This window comes from Actinomycetota bacterium (genome assembly GCA_030774015.1).
In the GTDB taxonomy this organism is placed as follows: domain Bacteria; phylum Actinomycetota; class UBA4738; order UBA4738; family JACQTL01; genus JALYLZ01.
The window spans coordinates 16,994-42,312 of sequence record JALYLZ010000073.1 but is presented as its reverse complement, the minus strand read 5'-3'; the positions used below and the strand labels follow the sequence as shown (position 1 = coordinate 42,312).

General features: G+C 70.4%; 26 protein-coding genes, 1 tRNA gene and 2 pseudogenes. 12 read left to right on the top strand and 17 right to left on the bottom strand.

Features of this window, described 5'->3' with window-relative positions; genetic code table 11:
• Positions 1–22: 22 nt before the first annotated feature.
• A complete protein-coding gene (locus tag M3Q23_07555; protein ID MDP9341947.1) occupies positions 23–1,525 on the bottom strand; it encodes a glycoside hydrolase in 1,503 nt (500 codons plus the stop codon).
• Between the two features lie 197 nt (positions 1,526–1,722).
• Here M3Q23_07555 and M3Q23_07550 point away from each other — a divergent pair, with 197 nt between their 5' ends.
• From M3Q23_07550 to M3Q23_07540, 3 genes are all read left to right on the top strand, one after another.
• Positions 1,723–1,944 carry a cation transporter gene (locus M3Q23_07550; GenBank protein MDP9341946.1) on the top strand — a complete coding sequence of 74 codons (222 nt, stop codon included), beginning with the start codon at positions 1,723–1,725 and terminating at the stop codon, positions 1,942–1,944.
• A gap of 128 nt (positions 1,945–2,072) precedes the next feature.
• Positions 2,073–2,306 carry a hypothetical protein gene (locus M3Q23_07545; protein MDP9341945.1) on the top strand — a complete coding sequence of 78 codons (234 nt, stop codon included), beginning with the start codon at positions 2,073–2,075 and terminating at the stop codon, positions 2,304–2,306.
• A gap of 43 nt (positions 2,307–2,349) precedes the next feature.
• Positions 2,350–3,057, top strand: a complete 708-nt coding sequence (locus M3Q23_07540; GenBank protein MDP9341944.1) for a hypothetical protein — start codon at positions 2,350–2,352, stop codon at positions 3,055–3,057.
• A 45-nt stretch (positions 3,058–3,102) separates the two neighbouring features.
• Here the strand turns inward: M3Q23_07540 and sigJ are convergent, their stop codons facing one another.
• Positions 3,103–4,038 carry an RNA polymerase sigma factor SigJ gene (sigJ, locus tag M3Q23_07535; GenBank protein MDP9341943.1) on the bottom strand — a complete coding sequence of 312 codons (936 nt, stop codon included), beginning with the start codon at positions 4,036–4,038 and terminating at the stop codon, positions 3,103–3,105.
• A gap of 143 nt (positions 4,039–4,181) precedes the next feature.
• Between sigJ and M3Q23_07530 the strand changes: the two genes are divergently transcribed.
• The 3 genes from M3Q23_07530 to M3Q23_07520 all read left to right on the top strand — a co-directional run bounded on the left by M3Q23_07530 (position 4,182) and on the right by M3Q23_07520 (position 6,170).
• Positions 4,182–5,159: an ABC transporter ATP-binding protein gene (locus M3Q23_07530; protein ID MDP9341942.1), complete on the top strand. Its 978-nt coding sequence runs from the start codon at positions 4,182–4,184 to the stop codon at positions 5,157–5,159.
• A 57-nt stretch (positions 5,160–5,216) separates the two neighbouring features.
• Positions 5,217–6,050: an ABC transporter permease gene (locus M3Q23_07525; protein ID MDP9341941.1), complete on the top strand. Its 834-nt coding sequence runs from the start codon at positions 5,217–5,219 to the stop codon at positions 6,048–6,050.
• 36 nt (positions 6,051–6,086) lie between these two features.
• Positions 6,087–6,170: transfer RNA gene (locus M3Q23_07520), tRNA-Leu, on the top strand.
• Positions 6,171–6,181: 11 nt separating this feature from the next.
• Here the strand turns inward: M3Q23_07520 and M3Q23_07515 are convergent.
• On the bottom strand, positions 6,182–6,553 hold the full coding sequence (locus M3Q23_07515; GenBank protein MDP9341940.1) for a hypothetical protein: 372 nt from the start codon (positions 6,551–6,553) through the stop codon (positions 6,182–6,184).
• A gap of 266 nt (positions 6,554–6,819) precedes the next feature.
• Between M3Q23_07515 and M3Q23_07510 the strand changes: the two genes are divergently transcribed.
• The 3 genes from M3Q23_07510 to M3Q23_07500 all read left to right on the top strand — a co-directional run bounded on the left by M3Q23_07510 (position 6,820) and on the right by M3Q23_07500 (position 9,627).
• On the top strand, positions 6,820–8,469 hold the full coding sequence (locus M3Q23_07510; protein MDP9341939.1) for a metallophosphoesterase: 1,650 nt from the start codon (positions 6,820–6,822) through the stop codon (positions 8,467–8,469).
• A gap of 85 nt (positions 8,470–8,554) precedes the next feature.
• Positions 8,555–8,896 (top strand): hypothetical protein, encoded by a 342-nt coding sequence (locus M3Q23_07505; GenBank protein ID MDP9341938.1) that lies wholly within the window; start codon positions 8,555–8,557, stop codon positions 8,894–8,896.
• A gap of 179 nt (positions 8,897–9,075) precedes the next feature.
• Entirely contained in the window at positions 9,076–9,627 is a 552-nt protein-coding gene (locus M3Q23_07500) for a hypothetical protein (protein ID MDP9341937.1), read from the top strand.
• Positions 9,628–9,645: 18 nt separating this feature from the next.
• Here the strand turns inward: M3Q23_07500 and M3Q23_07495 are convergent, their stop codons facing one another.
• Genes M3Q23_07495 through M3Q23_07485 form a run of 3 tightly spaced genes read right to left on the bottom strand, consistent with a single transcriptional unit; the run spans position 9,646 to position 12,591 of the window.
• Complete coding sequence (locus M3Q23_07495) at positions 9,646–11,037, bottom strand: NAD(P)(+) transhydrogenase (Re/Si-specific) subunit beta (GenBank protein ID MDP9341936.1); 1,392 nt, start codon at positions 11,035–11,037, stop codon at positions 9,646–9,648.
• 10 nt (positions 11,038–11,047) lie between these two features.
• Positions 11,048–11,374, bottom strand: coding sequence for an NAD(P) transhydrogenase subunit alpha (locus M3Q23_07490; GenBank protein ID MDP9341935.1), 327 nt, complete (start codon positions 11,372–11,374; stop codon positions 11,048–11,050).
• The gene (locus M3Q23_07485; GenBank protein ID MDP9341934.1) at positions 11,371–12,591 is read right to left on the bottom strand and encodes a Re/Si-specific NAD(P)(+) transhydrogenase subunit alpha; all 1,221 of its coding nucleotides are present in this window, start codon (positions 12,589–12,591) and stop codon (positions 11,371–11,373) included. The genes M3Q23_07490 and M3Q23_07485 overlap by 4 nt, the downstream gene beginning before the upstream one ends.
• Positions 12,592–12,701: 110 nt before the next feature.
• Here M3Q23_07485 and M3Q23_07480 point away from each other — a divergent pair, with 110 nt between their 5' ends.
• Positions 12,702–13,016 (top strand): STAS domain-containing protein, encoded by a 315-nt coding sequence (locus tag M3Q23_07480; GenBank protein MDP9341933.1) that lies wholly within the window; start codon positions 12,702–12,704, stop codon positions 13,014–13,016.
• A 28-nt stretch (positions 13,017–13,044) separates the two neighbouring features.
• On the opposite strand, the gene M3Q23_07475 is transcribed toward M3Q23_07480, so the two are convergent.
• The 6 genes from M3Q23_07475 to M3Q23_07450 are packed head-to-tail and all read right to left on the bottom strand — an operon-like array spanning position 13,045 to position 17,207.
• Positions 13,045–13,314, bottom strand: coding sequence for a cyclic nucleotide-binding domain-containing protein (locus M3Q23_07475; protein MDP9341932.1), 270 nt, complete (start codon positions 13,312–13,314; stop codon positions 13,045–13,047).
• Complete coding sequence (rdgB, locus tag M3Q23_07470; protein MDP9341931.1) at positions 13,311–13,934, bottom strand: RdgB/HAM1 family non-canonical purine NTP pyrophosphatase; 624 nt, start codon at positions 13,932–13,934, stop codon at positions 13,311–13,313. Before rdgB ends, M3Q23_07475 begins: the two co-directional genes overlap by 4 nt.
• A gap of 4 nt (positions 13,935–13,938) precedes the next feature.
• Positions 13,939–14,616 (bottom strand): ribonuclease PH, encoded by a 678-nt coding sequence (rph, locus tag M3Q23_07465; protein ID MDP9341930.1) that lies wholly within the window; start codon positions 14,614–14,616, stop codon positions 13,939–13,941.
• A 56-nt stretch (positions 14,617–14,672) separates the two neighbouring features.
• Complete coding sequence (locus M3Q23_07460) at positions 14,673–15,428, bottom strand: MBL fold metallo-hydrolase (GenBank protein ID MDP9341929.1); 756 nt, start codon at positions 15,426–15,428, stop codon at positions 14,673–14,675.
• Entirely contained in the window at positions 15,419–16,258 is an 840-nt protein-coding gene (gene murI, locus M3Q23_07455; protein ID MDP9341928.1) for a glutamate racemase, read from the bottom strand. The genes M3Q23_07460 and murI overlap by 10 nt, the downstream gene beginning before the upstream one ends.
• Positions 16,259–16,274: 16 nt before the next feature.
• Positions 16,275–17,207 carry a cysteine synthase gene (locus tag M3Q23_07450; protein ID MDP9341927.1) on the bottom strand — a complete coding sequence of 311 codons (933 nt, stop codon included), beginning with the start codon at positions 17,205–17,207 and terminating at the stop codon, positions 16,275–16,277.
• Between the two features lie 69 nt (positions 17,208–17,276).
• Between M3Q23_07450 and M3Q23_07445 the strand changes: the two genes are divergently transcribed.
• Complete coding sequence (locus M3Q23_07445) at positions 17,277–18,515, top strand: hypothetical protein (protein ID MDP9341926.1); 1,239 nt, start codon at positions 17,277–17,279, stop codon at positions 18,513–18,515.
• Here M3Q23_07445 and M3Q23_07440 read toward each other — a convergent pair.
• The 5 genes and pseudogenes from M3Q23_07440 to selD form a co-directional block, all read right to left on the bottom strand.
• The gene (locus M3Q23_07440) at positions 18,505–19,026 is read right to left on the bottom strand and encodes a GNAT family N-acetyltransferase (protein ID MDP9341925.1); all 522 of its coding nucleotides are present in this window, start codon (positions 19,024–19,026) and stop codon (positions 18,505–18,507) included. The two genes, M3Q23_07445 and M3Q23_07440, sit on opposite strands and share 11 nt — an antisense overlap.
• A 79-nt stretch (positions 19,027–19,105) precedes the next feature.
• Positions 19,106–19,525: a MoaD family protein gene (locus tag M3Q23_07435; protein MDP9341924.1), complete on the bottom strand. Its 420-nt coding sequence runs from the start codon at positions 19,523–19,525 to the stop codon at positions 19,106–19,108.
• A 29-nt stretch (positions 19,526–19,554) separates the two neighbouring features.
• Positions 19,555–20,397, bottom strand: a pseudogene (gene moeB / locus M3Q23_07430) (molybdopterin-synthase adenylyltransferase MoeB).
• Positions 20,394–20,792 (bottom strand): M67 family metallopeptidase, encoded by a 399-nt coding sequence (locus M3Q23_07425; protein MDP9341923.1) that lies wholly within the window; start codon positions 20,790–20,792, stop codon positions 20,394–20,396. The pseudogene moeB and the gene M3Q23_07425 overlap by 4 nt, the downstream one beginning before the upstream one ends.
• Before the next feature lie 28 nt (positions 20,793–20,820).
• Positions 20,821–21,888, bottom strand: a complete 1,068-nt coding sequence (gene selD / locus M3Q23_07420) for a selenide, water dikinase SelD (GenBank protein ID MDP9341922.1) — start codon at positions 21,886–21,888, stop codon at positions 20,821–20,823.
• 57 nt (positions 21,889–21,945) lie between these two features.
• On the opposite strand from selD, the pseudogene M3Q23_07415 reads away from it, so the two are divergent.
• A pseudogene (locus tag M3Q23_07415) lies at positions 21,946–25,146 on the top strand (PAS domain S-box protein).
• The last annotated feature ends 173 nt before the right edge of the window (positions 25,147–25,319 follow it).

Here is a 25,319-nt window from a genome sequence, read left to right as displayed (position 1 = left end):
GCCCTCGAGGCCGTCCGGTGCGTCAGCTTCCGCTGAAGCAGCCGGTGAGGCCGCTTCCGGTGGTGGCGCTCGGCCCGCCGATCTGGCAGGCGAACTCGATCTGCTCCGGGGAAACCACGTCGTTCGTCCACACGGCGTTCGCCCCGCCAGACGGATCCAGCGCGATGGAGATGGAGTCGGCGAGGTTTCGGTTTGCACCCGGGACCACCGAGCAGAAGATGCCGAACGAGCAGATCCCTCCGATGTGCACCGGGTTCGGGTCCAGCCGCAGCTGCGTGAGCACCGGGGTCGAGGCGTACCGGACCTGGCTGGGCCCGAAGATGGCGACCGCGCCGGTGATCTGGCCGAACTGCGCGTTCCACACGCTGGACGGGTCATTGGGCTTGCTGCTGGCGGACTTGTACCAGATGGCGTCCACGACGCCCTGCGCGCCGGCCGCGATCCACGGGAAGAAGTTCGACCCCTTGGTCCCTGGGGTCAGCACGGCCGGCTTCGTCCAGTGTTGCCCCTGGTCCGGCGATGTCACCAGAAGCAGACGGGTGGGCCGCGGAGCTTCCTGGCAGTTGGGATTGGTCTGGCAGTCGGTGGTGTAGCCCACCGGGTCGTCGTGGTGACGGACCGGGAGAAGGACGTGGACCTGGCCGGCCTGGTCCACGCTGATCGTGCCGAAGATCTTGTCGGCGTTGTCTCCCTGCAGCGTGGTGGGATCATACTTGCCGTGCCACGCTTGGTAGGCGGTCCACGTGGTCCCGCCGTCCGTCGACACCGACACCCATGCCTTGTCGAACGGGCCCAGCTGCGAGTAGTTGCAGCCGCTCGCGGTGTTCGCCGTGACGTCGTTCCCGGAGAGCCACAGCGCGTAGACGTAGTGGTTGTTCGGGTCCACGACGATCCCGCTGGGAATGGTGTTGCACGACGACGCCGACAGCGCATTGGGGTCGTTCGTCACGTTCATGGGCGGACCGAACGTGGCACCGCCATCGGTGGACTTGGTCACGTACACCATGTCGTCCGGCGAGAACGTGTGGTACTCGAGGTACACCGTCGTGTTGGCCGGGTCCCACGACCCGGTCGTCGAGGTCGGGTCCACCGCGATCCACGGTCGGTCCGAGGCGCCAGGATTGGAGTCCGCGGCGATGGTCTGCTGCGGCCAGGTGACCGTCCCATCGGTGCTGCGGTACACGCAGGTGTGCAGCGCCGCGGGGACGCCGCAGATCTGGCCGTTGTACACGGCTCCCGAGGCGTCCACGGCGTTGGACACGTCGCCCAGGGCGCCGGAGTCGGGCTCACCGGTGTTCGTCCAGGTGACCCCGTCGGACGCCACGGCGAACTCGCCCGGAGCCTGCCAGGACGCGTAGCGAATGCCCCCGGTCGAGATGGCCAGCGAGGGCTCGTTGCCGTCATCGGAGCCCGGCAGGAACCCGGTGCTGAACTGGAAGCCCGACGTCCCCGACGCCGGCACGATCATGAACACCAGAAGGAGCGCACCGAGGAGCGCCACCCCCAAGAGGAATCTCCTCTTCATACCCATCCACCTCCCCTGAGTCGCGGGCACGCCATTGCGTACCCCTCGGCGGGGCAGTTCAAGCTTCAAACGTGCAGGTCACCGCGAGTGAGTCCCGCGTCTGCAAGGCCGTTCTCGGTCGGCTGTCCGCATGGGGTTCGTTCCCGGCGGGTAACCCCGGATCAGAAGCCGCTGTCGAGGCCCGCCCGGGAGGGATCGTGGGCGACGAGAACAAGCGCACCGTCCACATCGCGGGGGCGGCCAACGGGCTGATCGCGATCGCCAAGCTCGTGGCCGGGCTGCTCTCGGGGTCGAAGGCCATCCTGGCCGAGTTCGCCCACTCCGTTGCCGACACCATTGACCAGGTCTTCCTCCGCGTCTCCCTGTCGCGCGGGGAGAAGGAGCCAGACGAGGATCACCCGTTCGGCTACGGCCAATGAGCGGTTCTTCTGGGCCTTCCTCACCGCCGTGTTCATCTTCGTGGCGGGGGCGATCTTCTCGATCGGGCAGGGCGTGCTCGCACTGCTGGGGGTGTTCCAGAGCGGGGACTCCGAGTACGGTCCCGTGGGTGGTGCTGGGCATCTCGTTCGTGGCGGAGGGAATCTCGTGGCTGCGGGCCTATCGCCAGACCCGTCGGGAGGCCAGCGACGCCGGTTTGCCCGTCCTGGAGTTCGTCCGGATCAGCCCCGACCCCACCGTGAAGACGGTCCTGCTGGAGGACAGCGCGGCGGTGATCGGCATCGTGATCGCGGCGACCGGCGTGGGGCTGCACCAACTGTGCCCGGCGTGCGCCTGGCGGTGAAGGTCGATCCGGCCAACCCGGCCCGGGTCGCCCTCATGACCGGGTGAAAACGCTGCCGATCGGCGTCTACCTGGAGATCGGGAAGAAGCGAACCTTCGCCGGCGCGCTCGAATGGCCGGGGTGGTGCCGGAGCGGACGCCACGAGGATGCGGCGCTGGACGCGCTGGTCGACGCCGCCCCCCGCTACGTGAAGGCCCTTGGTCGGCGGAAGGTCGCCGGGGAGTTCACCGCTCCGGCGCGTGTGTCGTCCCTGCGCGTGGTGGAGCGCCTGAAGGGCAATGCGACCACCGACTTCGGCGCTCCCGGCATCCCGCCGGCCGCGGACGACCGTCCGCTCGACGACGCCGAGACCAAGCGGCAGATCGCGCTGCTCCAGGCGTGCTGGGCCGCGTTCGACCGGGCCGCCAAGGCCGCGGTGGGCAAGGAGCTTCGGAAGGGCCCCCGCGGCGGCGGCCGCGAGCTCGACGCGATCGTCAGCCACGTGATGGGCGCGGACGCCGTGTACCTGGCGCAGATCGGTGAGCGGTTCCCCATCCGCGACGACCAGAAGGCGACGCCCGAGCTCGCCGCCGGCCTCCGCTCCGCCATCGTGGAGGCGCTGTGGGCCCGCGTGCGCGGCGAGCCCCCGGGGAAACCCCGCCGCTCGGGCACCCACTGGCCGCCCCGGTACTTCGTCCGCAGATCCGCGTGGCACGCCCTGGATCACGCCTGGGAGATCGAGGACCGGGCGGCGCCGCCGGGTGGCGCCTGAACGGGGCTGTGAGGCGCTCGGAGCACGCCTTCAGACGCCTCCCCGTCAGCTGGACTCTTGCCGGCCACCGAGCCGTGACCGAACGTAGGCCAGCTTCTCCGGGTTGGCGATCGCGTGGATCTTCATGATCAAGCCCTCCCGCGACTCGAGGGCCAGGACGGCGATGAGCTCGCCGCCCAAGGAGGCGATCGCCCCAGGCTCGCCGTTCACCGCCATCGGCGCCAGGGTGACGTTCCAGGTCCTGAGGAATGCCAGGAGGGTCTTGGCGACCCGGAGGCTTCCGGCGACGGCTCGCGGCGCCCCGCCGACGCCACCCGTGTCGGTCCATCCCACGACATCGGGATCCAGCACCTTCAACAGCGCATCCACGTCGCCGCTCGAGGCGGCCCGGATGAACTGCTCAGCCGCACGGTGCAGCATGGCCGGGTCCACCTCGAACCGCGCCGGGCTCGTCTCGGCCTCGATGTGGCGCCGCGCGCGGCTCGCCAGTTGCCGGCAGGCCGCGGGCGACCGGCCGACGATCCTCCCGACGGCCTCGAAGGAGAACCCGAACACGTCGTGCAGCACGAAGGCCGCTCGCTCCGCGGGGCTCAGTCGTTCCAGCACCACCAGGAGCGCCATGCGCACGCTGTCGTCGAGGGTGACCCGGTCGGCCGGATCGGGCTCGGCGCCGGGGACCTCGACGAGGGGCTCGGGCAGCCACGTACCGACGTATGCCTCGTGCCGAGCCCGCGCCGAGCGAAGCTGGTCGAGGCACAGCCGGGTCACGACCACGACCAGCCACCCCCGGACGTCGTCGATCTCCTCCAGGTCGACCCGCATCAGCCGGGCGAAGGCCTCCTGGACCACGTCTTCCGCATCCGTGACGCTGCCGAGCATCCGGTAGGCGACGTCGAGCAACAGTCGACGTTGCTCGTGCCACACGTCGGCGAGCCGATCGTCGACCCCGAGGCGCTGCTCGCGTGATGGTCTGTCGCTCATGTCAGGCCTCCGAGGATAGGTCTCCACCAACAGGGACGAGATCGCGGGCCGGGATATGACACGCGGATGGCTCCGCGCGACCGATGTCACATTCCCCGATGGAGCCACGTCCTTGCGCCATCGACACGAAGGAGGAGGCACCCATGGAAATCGACATCGAGCGCTCGCCGGGACCAGCGGACCTCGCCATCCAGGTGCGGGGCCTGACCAAGACCTATCCGGGCGGCGCGGAGGCCGTGAAGGGGATCGACTACGACGTGGCCGCGGGCGAGGTGTTCGGCCTGCTCGGACCGAACGGCGCCGGCAAGTCGACGACGATCGGCATGCTCACCTCGACCGTCGTGCCCACCAGGGGATGGGCCAGGCTGGCCGGGTTCGACGTGGCCGGCCAGCCGCTGGCCGCCCGCCGGATCAGCAGCGTCCTCTTCCAGGACCCCGTCGTGGACAGGCCGCTCACCGGCCGCCGCAACCTCGAGATCCACGCCCGCCTGTGGGGGGTCGAAGCTGGAGCCGCCGCCCACCGCATCGCCGAGATCACCGAGCTGATGGGATTGTCCCTGCTGGTGGACCGGCCGGTGGGCACCTTCAGCGGCGGCGAGCGGCGGCGGCTGGAGATCGCACGGGCCCTCGTCTCGGAGCCACAGGTGCTGTTCCTGGACGAGCCGACCGTCGGCCTGGACCCGAGGATCCGCCACGAGCTGCTGGACGTCATCGCCAACCTGCGGGCCCGCAGCCGGATGACGATCCTGATGACCACGCACTACCTGGACGAGGCCGAGCGGCTGTGCGACCGCCTCGCCATCATGCACGCCGGGCGGATCGTGGCCCTGGACACGCCGGCGGCGCTCCTGGACGGGCTCGGCGAGGAGATCGTGGAGGTGCGGGTGAGCGGGAACCCCCACACAGCTCTGGCGTCGCTGCGCTCGAACGGCGTGGCCGGGGACGACGCGTTCACCGTCGGGTCGACCGTGACGGTGCCCCTGCACGAGGGCGCCGCCGGCGACGCGATCGCCGCCATCGATGCGCTCCAGCTGGGAGCCACCTCGATCAGCACCCGGAAGCCGACGCTCGACGACGTGTACCTGCGGCTCACCGGCGACCGGCTCGCCGAGGCCGCCTGACCCATCACGAACAGGGAAGACCACTGCCCGAATCTCGACGCGAGAGGAGAACCTCGAATGGCGACCATCGCTTCCACCGTTCCCCGAACCCGGCGCCGCCGGACGCTGGCGCTCCCGCTCGCGACCCTCGCGGGCCGGCGCTTCCAGCTCACCGTGCGCACGCCCCGGGAGCTGTTCGTTCCGCTGCTCACGCCGATCCTGTTCGCGCTGGTGATCGCGCCCGCGCTGAAGGAGGCACTGCACACGAGCGCGGCGTACGAGTCGTTCATCGCGATCGGCACCATCGGTCTGCTCATCCCGCTCAACACGATGTTCTCGGGGCTGAGCGTGATCGTGGACCGGGAGAGCGGGGCGCAGCGAGAGCTGCTCGCGGCCCCGATCCCGCGCTCGATGCTGGTCCTCGGCAACCTCGCGGTCGCTCTGGCCGTGACCGCCTTCCAGGTGGTGACGCTGATCGGGTTCGCGCTGGTGCGGGGGATCCACTTCCACGCCACCGGTGCGGGCGTGGCCTGGTTCGTCGCCACCGCCGTGCTCTTCACCGTCGGGATGTACGGGGCGGCCGAGACCCTGGCCAGCCGGGTCCCGAGGCAGGACGAGTACATCGCCCGCGTCCCCGCGATCGCCATCGTGCCGTGGTTCCTGGCCGGCTCGCTCTTTCCGATCAGCGCCCTGCCGGGATTTCTGGCCTGGTTCGCCCGAGTGCTGCCCCTCACCCACGGGCTGGCGCTGATGCGTTACGGGCTGTTGGGGGATCGCTCCGGCCTGGCGGACATCTGGGGCATGGGCAGTGCGACCACGATGGCGACGCTCAGCCTCGCGGTGGTGCTGGTCTTCGCCGGGGCGTTGCTGGCCATCTCGGTCCGAGTGTTCACCCGGTCAGCGCTCAGCTGAGGGCGCCGCCTACACTCCGAGCGGCACGTTTGTAGCGCGAGAGTGGCGGAATCGGTAGACGCGCCGGGTTTAGGACCCGGTGCCCGAAAGGGCGTGGGGGTTCGACTCCCCCCTCTCGCACCGCACCGTCTTCAGTCGTCGGGGCTGTCCCGGTCGCCGAGTGCCCGCACGTTCCGTCGCTCGGCTCGCCCGAGGTAGTGGCGGGCAAGCAAGGCGGCCAGCGCGACGCCGAGCAAGGCTCCGAGTACGTCCGCGAGGACGGAAGATCCCGGAGGTCTGAGCGTCAACTCGGCGATCGCCACACCGATCAAGGTGGAGCCCAGCCGAGTTACCAGTCGCCGAGGCTGGCGCTCCTGATGAGCATAGGCGGCCACGAGAACTCTCTGATCGGGATCGGGGGCCACCCTGCCTCGGAGCGCCAGGAAGAGAACGCGAAAGCGCTCCCTCACGCGCAGAGCCTTCCACCTGCGTCGGAACTCCGAACCACCAGGCAGCTCGGCCATCGCCGAGCTGAGCATATATGTGGTGGCCGACGATCACCGTGGGCGGAGACATGGACCGCGCCAGTTTCGGCGCGGAGGCTCCATATGCGATATTCGGCCCGCTCCTCGGCCTCGCGTAGGGACCCGCGGCCGGGGACGAAGGGGGGATCATGAGCGATTCGACCGACGCTGCGCCCGTACCGCCCGGCCCTCCCTCGCGGCCCGAGATCGGCTCTCCGGATGACCCGTTCCACAACCGGAAACCGATGGTCAAGTGGCTGAGCCCGATGGGTCTGCTCAGCACGGGCTACAAGGTGCTGCTCGCGGGGATCTTCGGCCAGTACTCCGACAAGCGGGAGACGATGGCGGCCCTCCCCCAGCCGCCGTTTCCCCCGCTCACCGGCGAGGAGATCTGGATCGACTACGTGTCCGACGCGGGGGACGGGTGGGACTCGACCTACACGGTTGCATGGCTGCTGGGGCGGGAGGCGCTCGAGGTCCACGACGGGGCCGGACCCCGCCGGATCGAGCGTGGACGGATCCTGGTGATGGGAGGCGACCAGGTCTATCCGACCCCGAACGAGGACGCCTACCAGGGCCGGTTGATCGGCCCGTACCGCGCGGCCCTGCCCTGGACCGAACCGGGGAGCAGCCCCGTCCTGTTCGCCATTCCCGGGAACCACGACTGGTACGACGGCCTGTCCACGTTCCTCCGCTTGTTCCACGCGGGGAAGTGGGTGGGAGGGTGGCGCGTGGACCAGAGCCGGAGCTACTTCGCCATCGAGCTCCCCCACCAGTGGTGGCTGTGGGGGATCGACGTCCAGCTCGACTTCCGCATCGACCAGCCCCAGCTCGACTACTTCCACGACGTGGCCGCAAACCACGCGAAGCCGGGCGACCGCCTGATCCTGTGCACGGCCAAGCCGGCATGGGTCCACGACACCCTGGTCGGTGACGTGTCGTTCCAGGCCAACGAGCGGGCCAAGCGGAACCTCGTGTACTTCGAGAGCGACGTCGTTCGGGCCCATGGTCTGGACCTGCGCCTCGTGCTCTCCGGGGACCTCCACCACTATGCCCGCTACGAGGGGACGGATGGAAGCCACCGCATCACCTCAGGGGGCGGCGGGGCCTTCCTGTATCCGACGCACAACCTGCCCGAGCACCTCTCATGGCCGATGTCCTCGGGTCCCGGGGCGGAAGAGATCCCCTATCGCAGGGCGGAGCAGGGGGTCTTCCCGGACGTGCGGCGATCGGAGCGCCTGCGCTGGGGTGCCTTCGTCGCCCCAGTCCGGACGTGGACGTTCATGATCCTGAACGGCCTCCTGTACATGGCGTTCGCGTGGATGATCCGGTTCGCCCTTCCCCTGGGACAACCGTTCGTGGTCGCCATGAAGGGGGCCGGCTTCCGGGGGCTTGGCCTGGCCATGCTCCGGAACCCCATGAGCCTGCTCCTGGCCCTGCTGCTGCTCCTCGCGCTGTGGAGCTTCGCGGACGGGCGGAAGTGGTGGGGGAGGCTGTCGATGGCCGGCCCCCACTGGCTGGCCCACATGGCCATGGTGACGACCGTGGTCTGGGGGGCCACCAGGGTTCCCTTCCCGCCCCATCCGTACTCCGTCCTCCCCTTCGTCCTGCTCGTGGGCATCGTGGGCGGGTTCGCCGGGGCCGTGCTCATGGGGGGCTACCTGCTGACGGCCCAACTGGCCGTGAAGCGCCATCCCAACGAGGCCTTCTCCGCACAGCACATCGACGACTACAAGAACTTCCTGCGCATGCACATCGACCGCAGTGGTGTGCTGACCGTGTACCCGGTGGGGGTCGAGCGGGCGTGCCGGGACTGGCGCCCCGTGACGCCGGACCATCCGCAGGACCCGTGGGTGGAGCCGGCGTCGGGGTCCATCCCGTACTTCCTCATCGAGGGTCCGATCCACCTGCCGTGACTTCCCCGGCCCGGCCGCCGCCAGGACGAGCTGACATGTCCCAGTCGCCGCTCGCACCACCCGCCGGTCGCGCTATCGTGCCGGGGTGAGCTCGCCGATCCGGCTCGTGGAGTTCCCTGCCGACGACCCGGCCCGTGCTCTGGCGTTCTGGGGCGGGCTCCTGGACGTCGACCTCCAGAGTCGTGAGGCGGCCGAAGGGCAAGGCTGGCAGACCCACGGAAGTGGTCCCGCGCTCGGCCTCCACACGCGAGGGACGGGCCCCGGCGACCGGGTGTCGCTCCCCTACTTCTCCGTCCCGGACATGGACGAGGCGCTTCGGCGGGTCAGCGCGCTGGGCGGTTCGGTCATCCACCCGGGCGAGCGGTGGAGCGTGTGCCGAGACACCGAGGGAAGCCCCTTCGGCCTGGCTCTCGAGGAAAGCCAGTAGGGCGATCTGACTGTACCAAGTCCCCCTTCCCGCACTGACCGGCTCGGGCTTCAGATACCTGAATCGAGGGATGCGCCGGTCCGCCCCCTCCTGCCGATGACTACCACGTGAGCGGCCATTGGACTCGGACCGGCGCCGCGGCGCAAGCGCGCCGAGCGACCGCGGGGCGGGCTGCGGCGTTGGCGGTAGTCGTTGGCTCGCTGCTGTGGGCCAGCACCTGGGCCATGGCGGCCAGTGGACCGGCGGAAGCCATGGCCTCCTCCCGCTCGGGCGGCGCCTCGCTGTCGGACCACGATGGCGCCAACCCGATGTTCGAGGTTCGGAACGCCCGGCCCGGACATCCCGTCCGGCGGTGCATCCGCGTCACGTTCGCGGGCCGCCTGCCGGCGTCGGTCCGGCTGTACGGCTCGACCTCCGGGGACCCTCGGATGGCGCGACTGGTACAGCTCAGGGTGGTGCGCGGATACCTCCCGGATACCACCCGATTCCCCTCGTGCCTGGGGTTCCGGGCGAACCGGACCGACTTCACCGGGTTGGGGCCCGGCGTGCTGTACCAGGGCCTGGTGGCGAGCTATCCGGACTCCGCGAGGCAGGGGATCCTCGACCCCCACGGGGGCTGGAGCTCGGGAGAGTCCCACGGGTACGAGTTCGTCATGCGCGTCGAGAACGACAACCGCGGGCAGGGCGGCAGGCTCGGCCAGGACTTCCTGTGGGCCACCGGGGCCAGGTGAGCGCCAGGCCGCGTCCCTTCACACCCCGGCGGCGATCTTCGAAAGCTCGGAAACCAGGTCGGTGACCACGGCCTTGGCGTCGCCGAAGAGCATGCTGGTCCTGTCCAGGTAGTACAGCTCGTTCGGGATGCCGGCGAACCCCGGCGCCATGCTCCGCTTGATCACCATCACCGTCTGGGCCCGGTCCACGTTCAGGATCGGCATGCCGTAGATGGGACTGCCCTTCTCCGACCGGGCGGCGGGGTTGGTGACGTCGTTCGCCCCGATGATCAGGGCCACGTCGGCCTGGGCGAACTCCGGGTTGATGGTGTCCATCTCGAACAGGAGGTCGTAGGGGACGTCGGCGTCGGCCAGCAGCACGTTCATGTGCCCGGGCATCCGGCCGGCCACCGGGTGGATGGCGAACTTCACCTCGACGCCGCGCTTCATCAACGCGTCGGCGAGCTCCTTGACCTTGTGCTGGGCCTGGGCCACCGCCAGGCCGTAGCCCGGCACCACGATCACCAGGCGGGCCGCGTCCAGGATCATGGCGGCCTCCTCGGCCGTGCCGCTCCTGACCGGACGCTGCTCCGTCTCGGCGCCGGCGGCGGACACCTGGAGCTGCCCGAACGCCCCGAACAGCACGTTCCGGAAGGACCGGTTCATGGCCCGGGACATGATGAGCGACAGCAGGAACCCGGAGGAGCCGTCCAGCGCTCCGGCGATGATCAGCACCTTGTTGTCCAGGACGAATCCCATGGCGGCGCCGGACAGCCCGGCGTAGGAGTTCAGCAGCGAGATCACCGTGGGCATGTCGGCGCCGCCGATCGGGATGATCAGCAGCACGCCGAACACCAGCGACAGCGCCGCGATGACCGGGAACAGCTCCTTGCGGCCGGGATCGATCACCAGCACCACCACCAGGGCGACGGCCGCCCCCAGCATGCCGAGGTTCATGTAGTTCTGGCCCCGGTAGACGATGGGTCGCTGCGGGAGGACCTCCTGGAGCTTGCCGAAGGCCATGAGGCTCCCCGTGAAGGTGAGATAGCCCAGCACCACCTCGATCCCGAGCGCGGTCATGGTGAACTTCGTGATGTGGGGGGAGTGCAGGTAGAACTCCGACGTGCCCACCAGCGCCGCGGCCAGGGCGCCGAACGCATGGGAGAGCGCGATCCGCTGCGGCATCGCCGTCATGGGCATGAAGAACGCCATGGGGATGCCGATGGCCGAGCCGAGGAACAGCGCGACGATGATCCACTGGTAGCTGACGATCTCGGAGCGGAGCAGCGTGCCGATGACCGCGAGGAGCATTCCCGCCTCGCCGATCCACACCCCCCGGCGGGCCGTGGCCGGCGCGCTCATCCAGCGCAGCGCCAGGATGAACGACGCGCCCGAGGCCAGGTAGATCAGCTGGATGGCGTGGTCGTTCATGGGCGCATCCTCACGGCGAGTTCTCGGGTTGCTTCGTCGCCGGGCGCGGACGGGGCTCCCGGCGCCGGAACATCCGCAGCATGCGGTCGGTGATCAGGAACCCGCCCACCACGTTGATGGTGGAGGCGGTGACGGCCACCGTCCCGAGGACGGTGCTGAGGGTGCTGTGCTTGGCGCCAGCCAGGATCAGCGACCCCACCAGCGAGATCCCGGAGATCGCGTTGGTCAGCGACATCAGTGGCGTGTGCAGCAGCGACGGCACCCGGCGGATGACCTCGTAGCCGAGGAACGTCGCGAGCACGAACACGTACAGGCCGGTCTCGATCCGCGACGTCATCGGCCATTGCCTCCCTCCGGCGACGCCGCGGCGGGCTTCTTCTCCTCGAGCCCGAGGGCCTGGCGGATGCGGGGGTGGACCACGTCGCCGTCTCGCGTGGCCAGCGTCTCCCGGGTGATCTCGTCCTCCAGGTCGACCTCGATCCTCCCGTCGGCGACCAGGCGCAGCAGAAAGGACGACACGTTCTTCGCGTACATCTGGCTGGCGTGGAACGGGATGGTGGACGGCAGGTTGGTCGGCCCCATGATCCGGACCCCGTTGACCTCGACCGTCTCGTCCGCCCTGGTCAGCTCGCAGTTCCCGCCCTGCTCGGCGGCTAGGTCCACGACCACCGAGCCCGGCGCCATGCCCTTCACCGCGTCGGCCGGGACCAGCAACGGCGCCCTGACCCCCGGGACCAGCGCGGTGGTGATGACGATGTCGGAAGCCCGCACCACGCGGGACATGGTCTCCCGCTGGCGCCGGTAGAAGTCCTCGTCCTGGGCCTTCGCGTACCCGCCGCGATCCTCGGCGTCGGCCGACTCCAGGGGCAGCTCCACGAACTTCGCCCCCAGGCTCTCCACCTGCTCCTTCACCGCGGGGCGGACGTCGTAGGCCTCCACCACCGCGCCCAGACGGCGGGCCGTGGCGATGGCCTGGAGCCCGGCCACCCCGGCGCCGATCACGAACACCCGGGCCGGCGCGACCGTGCCGGCTGCGGTGGTCAGCATGGGGAACATCTTCGGCAACGCGTCTGCCGCCAGCAGCACGGCCTTGTACCCGGCGATGGTGGCCTGGGAGGACAGCACGTCCATGCCCTGGGCCCGGCTGATCCGGGGCATCAGCTCCATGGCGAACAGGGTGACCCCGTGCTCGGCGAGCTCGCGGGCAGCCTCCGCGGCGGTCAGGGGGGCCGCCATCCCGATCACGATCTGTCCCTCGCGCAGCAGGTCCAGGTCCTCGCGCCCTGCTTCCTGATTCGCTCCGAGGGTCCGCACCTGGAGCACGACGTCCGCCCCCAGAGCGTCCCGGCGGGAGCCGATCGACGCCTCGCGCTCGGTGTAGGCCTGGTCGGAGAAGCCGGCCTCCGCCCCCGCCCCCGACTCCAGCAGGACCGTCAGGCCCGCCTTCACCAGCGGCGGCACGCTGGCGGGGGCCAGGGCCACCCGCCGCTCGCCGGGATACGTCTCGCGCGGGACGCCGACGGAGACCGCGGCCCCCCCGTCCCTGGACTCCACGGCCGAACCATACCCTCGGGGCCGGGCGCCAAGCTGAGCAAGGAGTCCCCTCACCGGCCGGACGGAAGGACCGGAGTATCATGGCCCGTCCCCACCCGAGTGGCGTCCGGATGCTCCTTCAGATCGAGAAGACCAACGACCCGCGCGGATTCCGCCTGGTCGGAGAGCTGGATGCGTCGAACGTCGGTTCCCTGACCGCGGCCCTGGAGCCCGACGTCCAGGCAGGCGGCAGCCTGACCCTGGACCTGGCCGGGCTCGCGTTCATGGACTCCACCGGGATCCAGGTGCTCGTCCGCACGGCCAAGGGCCTGGGAGAGCGGGGGCGCCTCATCCTGGTCTCGCCCGGGTCGCTGGTGAAGCGGATCCTGGAGCTGATCCCCGTCGAGAAGCTGGAAAACGTCTCGATCGTCGACGAGGACGATTGAGGACCGAGGACCGAGGAACCGCCCGGAGCTATCCGGGCAGGTTGGCCGTGGGGCCCACGCCAGCCGAGCGGACCAGGCGGCGGCACACCACCTCGAGGATCCGCAGCGCGATGGCCGGTTCCTGTTCCAGCAGCTCCCAGAACCGCTCCCGGCGGATCTCCAGGCACCGTGTGGGCGACGTGGCCCGAACCGTGGCCGTGGCGGCACCGCCTCCCAGCAGGCCGACCTCCCCCACGAACTCGCCGGAGCCGACCTGCCCGACCGCCGAGCGGTCGACGGCGCCGGCCGCCTCACTCATCGCCGGGACCCCGTCACGGTCTCCTGAGTCAGGATGCGACCGAGGGCCCGGAGGGCCTTTCCCCGGTGGCTGATGCGATCCTTCTCCTCCAGCGAGAGCTCGGCCATGGTTCGCTCGAAGCCAGCCGGAAGGAAGATGGGGTCGTATCCGAAGCCGCCGGTCCCGCGAGGCTCGGTGATCAACGTGCCCTCGCACACCCCCTCGGCGCGGACCTCCGAGCCGCCCGGGCGGGCCAGCACCGCCACGCAGCGATACCGGGCCGTCCGCTGCTGGGGCGGGACGCCGGCCAGCGCCTCGATCAGCTTGTCCAGGTTCTGCTGCTCGGTGGCGTGCTCGCCGGCGAACCGGGCCGACCGCGGGCCCGGACCGCCGCCCAGCGCGTCCACCTCGATGCCGGAGTCGTCCGCCAGGGCCGGCACGCCGAGCGCCTCCACCACCGTCCGGGCCTTGGCCAGCGCGTTCTCGGCGTAGGTCTCGCCGGGTTCCTCCAGGTCGGGCCACGGCCGGTCGTCCCCGCCTGCGGTCAGCCAGCGGACCGGCCAATCCGCACAGATCGTCCTGATCTCCCGGATCTTCCCGGGATTTCGGGTCGCCAGGGCGATGAGATCGGGGAAGGGCATCGGCTCAGCCCTCCGGGAGCGTCGCCAGGGCCTCGCGCTGGATCGCCGTGAGCTCCCGGATCCCCACCTCGGCGAGGTCCACCATCTGCTGGAGCTGGTCCCGGCTGAACGCCCGCCCCTCCGCGGTGCCCTGGAGCTCGACCAGCTGGCCCGATCCCGTCATCACCACGTTGAAGTCCACGTCCGCCTTCGAGTCCTCCTCGTAGCACAGGTCGAGCAGGGCCTCCTCACCCACGATCCCCGCGCTGACCGCGGCCACCTGGTCGGTCAGGGGATCCTGGCGCAGCAGCTCACGTCCCCGGAGCGTCCTGACGGCCATGGCCAGCGCGATGTAGCCCGCCGTGATCGATGCCGTCCGGGTGCCCCCGTCGGCCTGGAGCACGTCGCAGTCCACCCAGATCGTGGACTCCCCCATCTTCTCGAGCGCCGTCACCGCCCGGAGTGACCGTCCGATCAGCCGCTGGATCTCCTGCGTTCGGCCGGACGGGCGGCCCTGCTGGACCTCCCGGGGGGTTCGCACCTCCGTCGCGCGGGGCAGCATGGAGTACTCGGCCGAGACCCACCCCTTGCCGCTGCCCACCAGGAATCGGGGCACCCTGGCCTCGTAGGACGCGGCCGCGAGGACCCTGGTCTTCCCGACCTCCATCAGGACGGACCCCTCCGCCCACTCCAGGAACCCCATCTGGAGCTTCACCGGCCGGAGGTCGGTGGGACCGCGTCCGTCGGTTCGAACGGTGCTCAGCCTCCCACCTCCAGCCGCATGCCCTCGTGGGCGACCGTGATCTCCCCGTCGAAGACCGCCGCGGCCTCGTCCCGGGACGCGTCGCGGTCCGCTCCCGGCCAGAAGTGCGACAGCACCAGACGGCCGGCGCCGGCCCGGGCGGCGTGCTCGGCGGCCTGGCGGGCCGTCAGGTGGAACGGAGGTCGGCCCTCCGCCTGCTCCGGCCGCCAGCTGGCCTCGATCACCGCCGCGTCGGCGTCCCGGGCCAGGGCTTCGATCTCCTCGCTGGGCCCCGTGTCGCCGGTGTACACGAGCACCCGGCCGTCCGCCTGGATCCGCAGCCCGGCGTTCGGGACCCAATGGGGAAGCAGCCGGGTGGACACCCGAAGTGGCCCAGCCTCGAAGCCGGCGCCCGGTTCCACCTCGTGGACGTCGAACAGCTTCCGCATCTCAGCGACCCCCTCGGCGTCCTCCAGCCCGGCCACCCGTTCGAACACCCCGGGCGGCGCGAACAGTGGCAGGGGCGGGAGCGGTTCGGGATGGAACAGCCTGGCCATGAACAGCGGATGCAGGTCGATGCAGTGGTCGATGTGGGAGTGCGTGATGATCACGGCGCCCAACTGCTGGTGCGGGATGTGCAGCTGGAGGTTCGACAACACGCCCGTGCCGAGGTCGAGGACCGCGTTGAAGCCGTCCTCCCGCAGCAGGTACCCGCTGGCGGCAAGCCCCGCGTCGGGCCACGCCGCCGACGAGCCGAGGACCGTCAGCTCCACGGGGCGACCCCCGCCGTGGCCTGGAACCCGCCCGGCACCGCGACCCGGACCTCCGGGATGGACGGCCCCAGGAAGACCTCCGCGATCCGCCGGAACTGGACGGGATCGCCGGTGCATACGAACTCGTGCGAGGGGTACGAGCCGTCCGAGGAAAGAAGGCCCGCCCGGAGCAGGGTGGCGAACACGTCCTTCGCCGTCTCCTCGGCCGAGGAGATCAGGCGCACGTCCGGCCCCATCACGAACGAGATCAGGCCGGCCAGCAACGGGTAGTGCGTGCAGCCGAGGATCAGTGTGTCCACGCCGGCCGCCTGGAGGGGCGCGAGGTAGTCGCGGGCGATCCCGAACAGCTCCTCGCTGGCCGTGTCCCCGCGCTCCACGTACTCCACGAAGACCGGACAGGCCTGGGAGACGAGCCGGATGTCCTGCCCGGTGCGGGCCACCGCGCGCTCGTAGGCGCCGCTGCGGACGGTGGCCTCGGTCCCGATCAGGCCGACCCGGCCGTTGTGCGTGGCCCGGACCGCGGCCCGGACCCCAGGGTCGATGACCCCCACCACGGGAAGGCCGGCGGCCCGAGTGACCTCCTCGATGGCCGCCACCTCGATCGAGTTGCAGGCCACCACCAGCATCTTCACGTTCCGGCCCACCAGGTACGCGGCGATCTCCAGGGCGTAGCCCCGGATCTCCTCGAGGGACCGGGGGCCATACGGGAACCGGGCGGTGTCGCCCACGTACAGCAGCGACTCCCCGGGGTGGGAATCGAGGATGGCCCGCGCCACGGTCAGGCCGCCGCTGCCGGAGTCGAACACGCCGATGGGGCGGGCATCGCTCACCGGCGCGTCACCGAACTCACCACCACAGGGCCTCCTCCACCCGCTTCTCGGCCACGTCGATCTCGGCCGCCCAGGCCTCGGTGGAGAGGTACTTCCACCCGCCGTCGGCCAGCAGGCACACGATGTCTCCTTCCGGGATGTCCTGGGCGATCCGGCGGGCCACGTGGATCACCGCGCCCGAGGAGATCCCCGCGAAGATCCCCTCCTGCTGGGTGAGCTCGCGGGTGGCCCGGAGCGCGTCGTGCGAGGCCACCAGGAACTTCCGGTCCAGGATCCGCTCGTCGAAGATGGGCGGGACGAACCCCTCGTCGAGGGAGCGGAGACCGTACACGAGCTCTCCCAGCTCGGGCTCGGCGGCGACGATCCTCACGTCGGGGTTGTGCTCGCGGAGCCGGCGGCCCACACCCATCAGCGTGCCGCCCGTGCCGAGCCCCGCCACGAAGTGCGTCACCTCGGGGAGGTCGCGCACGATCTCCTCGCCGGTTCCCTCGTAATGGGCCTGCGGGTTGGAAGGGTTCCCATACTGGAACGGCATGAAGTACTTCTCGTCGCGCGCCAGCGCCCGGGCCACCTCGATGGAGCCGTTCGTGCCCTTCTCGGCGGGGGAGAACACGATCTCCGCGCCGAACAGCTCCAGCAGGCGGATGCGCTCCTCGCTGGCGTTGTCGGGGATGACCACGGTGATCCGGTAGCCCTTGCGGCGAGCCACCAGTGCCAGGGAGATCCCGGTGTTCCCGGAGGTGGGCTCCAGGATGATGCGGCCCGGGGTGAGGGAGCCGTCGTGCTCGGCCTCCTCGATCATCTTCTTGGCGATGCGGTCCTTCAGCGAGCCGGTCGGGTTGGCTCCCTCCAGCTTCGCCCACAGCCGCACGGACGGTTTCGGGCTCAGCCGGGGGATGCCGACGAGCGGGGTGTTGCCGATCGCGTCCAGGATGTCGTTCGCGCGCACGAGCCCCGATTATCCCAGCACTCGCCGACCCCACCCATGACGAGGCCGACCGATCGCTCGTTTGCCTGGATGCTCGACGCCGCCGTCGGCCTCTACACTTCGCCTGTGGCAACGCGCCCGCGTCTCTCCACCCGATTGCTCCTGGCAATACTGTCCTCGTTGATCGCCCTGACGGCTGCAGCACTCCTTCCAGGGTCAGCCGTCGCGACGACCAGCCCTGCCTGCAACGGGAAATGGGACCGCCTGGACGTCTCACTTCCCGGAGAAGGCCAGGACCTCGGCCGAGTGTCGGCGACGTCCCCGACGAACGCCTGGCTCGCGGGCTACGTGATCAAGAACGTCGGCCTCCGCACGCTGGCCATGCACTGGGACGGTGCCTCGTGGAAAGTGGTGCCGACACCGAATTCCGCTCTCGGCGAGGACTCCACCTTCGGCCCGATCCTCTCCCTCTCATCGAGCGATGTGTGGGCGGCCGGCGATGAGGGCGGCGAAGAGATCGCCGCCCACTGGAACGGTGCCGAGTGGTCCCTGACGCCGATCACCGACCCGGATCCAGCCATCGTGGACCTCGTCGGGCTCGGTGCGGCGAGCCCGGACGACGTGTGGGCGGTAGGACGGTGGTTTCCGCAGACGGGCCCGAACCGTTTCAGTGCATCTCCGCTGATCGAGCACTGGGACGGGAGCACATGGACGAACACCCCGCAGCCCGTGGACGGGCCGGGTGAGCTCAACGGCGTCGCGGTGATCTCTACCGACGACGTCTGGGCGGTCGGTGGCCAGACCCTCGCCACCAGGCCGCACGGTGCCACGCTCGTCGAGCACTGGGACGGTTCCGCATGGTCGGTCGTCCCGAGCCCGGTTCGGGGTGGCAGCGACGTGATCCTCACCGACGTGGCTGCCCGGGCGGCGAACGACGTGTGGGCGGTGGGTGGGACGAGGCAGGGGTTCGGCCTAGCCATCATCGAGCACTGGGACGGGATGGCCTGGACTGCGGCGTCCGTGACCGGACTCCCACGCGGGAGCCTCTACGCGTTGGCGGTCTCGCTGCGTGGGCGCGCGTGGGCCGCCGGTTACAGATACGTGACGAAGCAAGTCCCCGGAGGATCGGAGACCTTTCCGGTCGGCGTGCTCGATCGTCTGCGGCCCGACGGCGCCTGGGTTCCATCACCGAGGCCGAAGGAGCTCGTCTTCGGAGGCATCGCGGCGGCAGGCCACAGTGTCCTTTGGAGGGTTGGGAACGAAGAGCGGCGTGACGACACGGGTCTGATCGCCGTCAAGTGCACCAGAAGCTCCCCCTTCAGCGGGTGAGATCCAGCACATAGGTCAGGAACGTGGAGCCCCCGCGGTCGACGGTTCGGACGTGGCGGAAGCCGAGAGACTCGTACATGGCTCGGGCCGCGACCATGACGTCGCGGGTGGCCAGGCCGATGGTTCGGGCGCCGTCGGCCCGGGCACGGCGGATGCACTCCTCAGTGAGCGCCTTGCCGACGCGCCGGGTTCTCGCGTGTGGAGCCACGCCCAGCCGGCCGATGTACGCCTCACCTTCCGGGACCGCCTCCACTAGGCCCACGCGCCGACCCCTGGGACCCAGGTACTCGGCGGTCCCAACCAGCTCGCCGTCGATCTCTGCCACGATGGTCACCGCGTCCGGGGAATCCCCACCCAGGCGAGCCAGGTTGCGCTCCATTCGGGCCCACACGTCGGCTCCGACGACATTGGCGAACTCGCGATAGGCATCCACGCTCAGCCGGGCGACGGCCTCCATCTCTTCCGGGCGAGCGTCCCTGATCAGCACAACAGGACCCGGCGTGGCGTGCATGACTCCCTCAGGGTTCCAAGCACTCGATCCGGCTGAGTCACGCCCCATTGGCACGCGACGGAATTGATCGGTGGGCGCGCTACTCGTCGAAAGATGCAAGGAACTCGTCATCGGAGTCGAACCGCTCCAGGCGATCGGCTTCGATGTCCGCGGAAGCTTCGGCCTCGCCCGCTTGCCACGCCGGGGTCCAAAACCAGGCCTGGCTGGCATCGATTTCCTTCTCTGACCCTCCGGCGACGGCGGGGAGGATGCTGACGGTGTCGCCCTCGTTCACCTCGGTCTCCAGGGAGCCGAGGTAGCGGACGTCCTCGTTGTTCACGTAGACGTTGACGAAGCGGTGCAGGCCGCCGTCCTCGGACAGCACCGAGCGGGTCAGCCCCGGGTAGCGCGACTCCAGGTCGGAGAGCACCTCGCGGAGCGTCGCACCTTGGCCCTCGACGAGCCCCTCGCCGCCGGTGTGCTTGCGTAGGATGGTCGGAAGCTTGACCCGCACGCTCACGCTCCCACCCCCGTGGCCACGCCGTGCTCGGCCTCCGGCGGCGCCTCGCCCGGGGCGAGCCCGCAGAACAGGTCGTAGTCGATGAGCTCGGTCACCGTGGGCTCCTTCCCGCACACCGGACACTCCGGGTCCCATCGGATCTTCACGGTCTGGAAGTCCATGTCCAGGGCGTCGAAGATGAGCAGGCGCCCCACCAGCGGGGTCCCGATGCCGGTGATGAGCTTGATGGCCTCGGTGGCCTGGATGCATCCCACGATCCCCGGGAGCACCCCGAACACGCCCGCCTCCGCGCAGTTCGGCACCGAGCCCGGGGGCGGCGGCTGCGGGAACAGGCACCGGTAGCACGGGCTGTCCCGCCCCGGCAGGAACACCGTGGCCTGCCCCTCGAACTGGTAGATCGAGCCGTACACCAGCGACTTCCCCAGCATCTGGGTGGCGTCGTTCACCAGGTACCGGACCGGGAAGTTGTCGGAGCCGTCGATGACGATGTCGTAGGGCTCGAGGATCTCGAACGCGTTCGCCGAGGAGAGCATGGCGTCGTGCGGCCGCACGTCCACTCCCGGGTTGAGCGAGCGCATGGTGTCGGCAGCCGACTCCACCTTGGGACGGCCCACGTCCTCGGTCCCGTGGATGATCTGGCGCTGGAGGTTGGTGAGGTCCACCCGGTCGAAGTCGACGATCCCGATGGTTCCCACGCCCGCCGCGGCCAGGTACATGGCGATGGGCGACCCCAGGCCGCCCGCCCCCACACACAGGATCTTGGCCTCCAGGAGCTTGCGCTGTCCCTCCCCGCCGATGAGCGGCAGGATGATGTGCCGCGCGTAGCGGACCACTTCCTCCTCGGTGAACGTTCGGCCAGGGGTCGGGCTCATTCGATCCTCACTTCCTCCTCGGTGACCTCGCCGTCCGAGATCCGGAATCCGCGGAGCACCGGGTTGTCCCGGTCCGCCAGTGACAGGACGAGGTAGTAGCTCTCCGGATAGAACGCCTGGCGGCGGTCGGTCTCCGACGGGTAGGCCTCGGAATGCGTGTGCGAGTGATAGATCGCGTAGAGCTCCAGCCCCTCGTCCTCGATCTCGTCGAACACCCGCAGCTGCTCCTTCGGGTCCAGCCGGTAGGTCGCCGGGCTCGCGTCGGCGTTTCGCATCCGGTAGACGCGGACGGGGGTCCCCTCCTTCGCCGCGATCAGCCCGCAGGCCTCGTTCGGGTACTCCTCCAGGGCCTGCTGGACGATCTCGTCGTGGAAGCTGCGCTCGAGCTGGATCACCTCGTGAAGTCTAGCAACGAGGTCGGATTCAGCCGGTCCGGCCCACCCGGCCCTCCACCCGGATCCGCCCGGGCAGGCCCTCGGCCGTTTCACCGACCCGGTGCGCCGAGACGCCCCGGCGGAGCAGCGACTCCTGGAGGCGGTCGCCGTCCCGTGCCGCGATCAGGAGCCCTCCGGAGGTCTGGGCGTCTGCCAGCACCAGCTGCTCGGGAAGCTCCAGCTCTCCCCACGTCACGAACTCCCCCAGGAAGTCGTGGTTGCGGTGGGTGCCGCCGGGGACCACGCGGTCCTCGGCCAGCTCCAGGACCCCCGGGAGCACCGGGACCGCGTCCGCGTGCACGGTCGCGGCCACCCCCGACGCCGCGAGCATGGTCCGGAGATGCCCGAGCAGGCCGTACCCCGTGACGTCCGTGGCCGCCTCGGCCCGCGCTTCCACCATGGCGGCGGCGGCCTCCGCGTTCAGGCGGACCATGAGCTCGACGGCCTGCGCGATCTGGAGCTCGGAGGCGCGCTGCTGCTTGATGGCCGTGCTGAGGATGCCGGTCCCCAGGGGCTTGGTCAGGTACAGGCCGGCGCCGGGCGGCGCGGTGGAGTTGCGCACGATGCGATCGGCGTCCACGAACCCGGTGACCGCCATGCCGTACTTGGGCTCGGCATCGGTGATGGTGTGCCCACCGACCACGGCCACCCCCGCCTGGGCGGACACGGCGGACCCGCCCTCCAGGACCCGGGCCAGCAGCTCGAGCGGCAGGACGTCCACCGGCCACCCGACCAGGTTGAGGGCCAGCACGGGCAGGCCGCCCATCGCGTACACGTCGCTGAACGCGTTCGCCGCGGCGATGCGCCCCCAGTCGTAGGCGTCGTCGACGATGGGCGTGAAGAAGTCGACGGTCTGCACCAGCGCCCTGCCGTCCGGAAGCCGGTACACGGCCGCGTCGTCGCCGGTCTCCGCGGAGACCAGCACCTCCTCCGGCATGGCCGGAGTCCCCAGATGGCCCAGGACCTGGGCCAGGTCACCAGGACCGAGCTTGCACGCTCACCCGGCGCCGTGGCTGTAGGTCGTCAGGCGGACCTCGTCACGCACGATGGCGAGCATACTCGCCCTCAACATGGGGACGGTGTGTAACGATTTCGCTATCGTGAGCGGACGTTCATGACCGACCTCGCGCCTGGCTCCCTTGATCTTCGCCTGGCCCCCGAGGCGCATCTGCTCGACCAGGCCAGCGTTTCCGTGGTCGTCACCGACCTGACCGGGACCATCACGTACTGGAACTGGGCGGCCGAGGCCCTGTTCGGCTATTCGCGGGACGCGGCGCTGGGCCGGTCCATCCAGGCGCTCCTGGTCGAGGAGCAGGCCTCCGAGCCGGCCATCGCGATCCTCGTCAGGCTCCGCGCGGGACAGTCCTGGGAGGGCGAGTTCCCGGCTCGTCGCAGGGACGGCGCCCGCATCGTGATCGAGGCTCGGCTCTCGCCGCTGACCGACGACGCCGGTCGGGTCGCGGGGGCGGTCAGCGTGGCCATCGACGTCACCGAGCGATGGCACGCCCAGCGGCGCGTGAAGGCGCAGTACGCCGTGACCGCCGCCCTGGCGGAGGCGGAGTCCCTGCCCGCCGCCGCCCGCGGAATCCTGGAGGCCATGTGTGACGCGCTCGGATGGGTGTTCGGGGCCATCTGGGAGCTGGACCGGGACCGCGACGTCCTGCGGCTGGTCGACCTGTGGCACGCTCCCGAGCTGGACATCGGCGGGTTCAAGGGCCTGACCGAATCCACCGTCTTCCAGCAGGGCCTGGGGCTGCCGGGACGCGTGTGGCAGCTCAGGCGGGCCGCGTGGATCCCCGACGTGACCGGCGACCGGAACTTCCCTCGGGCCGAGGCCGCCGCCCAGGCCGGGCTGCGTGCGGCGTTCGGCTTTCCCGTCCTCCGGGGGACGGAGGTGGCGGGGGTCATCGAGTTCTTCAGCCAGGAGATCAAGGAGCCGGACGAGGACCTGCTCGCGATGATGACGGCCGTCGGGATCCAGGTCGGGCAGTTCATCGACCGGAAGGCGGCCGAGGAGGCGCTCCGGGAGAGCGAGGCCCGCAAGGGGGCCATGCTGGAGTCGGCCATCGATGCCATCGTGGCCATGGACCACGAGGGCAGGATCTCCGACCTCAATCCGGCGGCCGAGGAGATGTTCGGGCTGCGGCGGGAGGAAGCGCTGGGCCGCCTGGTGGAGGAGACCCTCATCCCGCCCCGGTACCGGAAGCGCCATCGGGCCGCCCTGAAGGCGTACCTGGCCACCGGCAAGGGCTCCATCCTCGGGACACGGGTCGAGTTCAGCGCCCTCCGGGCCGACGGCACCGAGTTCCCCGTGGAGCTCACGGTGGACCGGGTCAAGCTGCCCGGCCCGCCGCTGTTCATCGCGTACGTCCGCGACCTGTCGGAGCGGGCGGAGGCGGAGCGGGACCGGGCCATGCTGGCCTCGATCGTCCAGAACTCGAACGATGCGATCTTCGGCAAGGACCTGGACGCCGTCATCGTGTCCTGGAACGCGGCGGCGCAGCGGCTCTACGGGTACACGCCCGACGAGATCGTGGGCAAGCCGGTCTCGGTCCTGGTGCCCGAGGGGTTCCCCAACGACGTACCGGAGATCATGGCCCAGATCCGCCGGGGCCAGGCGGTGGTCCTGCACGAGACCCGGCGGCAGAAGAAGAACGGGGAGGTCATCGACGTCGAGGTGACCGTCTCCCCCATCCGGTCCCCCGACGGCAGGCTGATCGGCGCGTCGACCATCGTCCGCAACGTGTCGGCGCGCAAGAAGGTGGAGCGGCGCGAGCGGTTCCTGGCGGAGGCGGGGAAGGTCCTCACCAGCAGCCTGGACAACGAGACCGTGCTGTCGCGGATCGCCGAGCTGGCGGTTCCCCAGCTGGCCGACTGGTGCATCGTCTACGTCGTTCGCGACGACGGATCGGTCCGGCGGCTCACCCTGGTGCACGACGACCCGGCGAAATCCGAGATCGCGCACACCATCTCCCAGGACTTCGAGGTGAACCCGGATGCGGAGGGCGGCGTCCCCCTGGTCCTGCGGACGGGCACCTCGCTGTTTCACCGGGAAGCGACGGCCGAGCTGCTGGCGGCCGACGTCGACGATCCCGAGGCCCTTGCGCTGCTGACGGAGCGGATCGCCATCGGATCGTGGATCTGCGTGCCGTTGTCGGCCCGCGGGCACACGCTCGGGGCCATCTCCCTGCTGACCGCGGAGTCCGGGCGCCGCTACGGCCCCGAGGACCTGGCGGTGGCCGAGGAGCTGGCCCGCCAGGTCGGCCTGGCCGTCGACAACGCAAGGCTGTACGAGGCCGAGCGGCGGGCTCGCCACCTGGCGGAGCAGGCCGCCGCGCGCACCGCGCTGCTCAATGCCGTGGCCACGGGGTTGTCGGAGGCGCTCGATCCCTCCCGGGTGGCCCAGGTGGTGGTGGGTCGGGGCCTCATCGCCCTGGGAGCTCGGGCAGGGCTGATGGCCGTGCTGTCCGAAGACGGCCGATCCCTGGAGATCGTCCACACCGTGGGGTATCCGGAAGGGCTCGAGGAGCAGTGGCGGACCTTCCCCTCGGACGCCCCCTATCCCCTGGCGGAGGCGGTGCGGTCGGCGGAGGCCGTGTACCTGGAGAGCCTGGAGGACCGGGCCAAGCGGTATCCGGTGTTCGGCGTCCGCCCCGAGGAAACGGACCACGCCGTGGTGTGCATCCCCATGATCGTGGAGGGCCGCCCCGTGGGCGGGCTCACCTTCTCGTTCGGCCATCCGCGCACGTTCGATGCGGACGACCGGGCCTTCCTGTCCGCGCTGGCCCGGCAGGGCGCGCAGGCCCTGGAGCGGGCGCGCCTGTACGAGGCCCAGCAGGCGGCCCGGGCGGAAGCCGAGCGTGTCCGGGACCAGCTGGCGTTCATGGCCGATGCCAGCCGCGTGCTGTCGTCCTCCCTGGACTTCGAAAAGACGCTCGCAAAGGTGGCGCGCCTGGCCGTACCCCGGCTGGCCGACTGGTGCGCCATCGACATGATCGACGAGAGTGGCGGCATCAAGCAGCTGGTCGTGGCCCACGTGGACCCGGCCAAGGTCAAGCTGGCCAAGCGCCTCCGCCGCCAGCAGCCGGTTCACCCGGACGCTCCGACCGGCGTCCCCGCGGTCATCCGGACCGGCCGCCCCGAGCTGTACCCCACCATCACCGACGAGATGATCGACGCCGTCCCGGACCCCAAGGTCCGCGAGATCGCCAGCAGCCTCCAGCTTCGGTCGCTGATGATCCTGCCGTTCAGGGTGGGCGGGCGTACCCTGGGGGCGATCACGCTGGTGTGGTCGGAATCGGGCCGGGCCTACGGCGGGGACGACCTCGCCCTGGCCGAGGAGCTGGCCCGCCGGGCCGCCCAGGCCATCGAGAACGCCCGTTTGTACCGGGACCGGGACACCATCGCCCGGACCCTCCAGCAGAGCCTCCTTCCGCCGGAGCTGCCCGAGGTCCCCGGCATCGACCTGGCCGCGCTGTATCTGCCGGC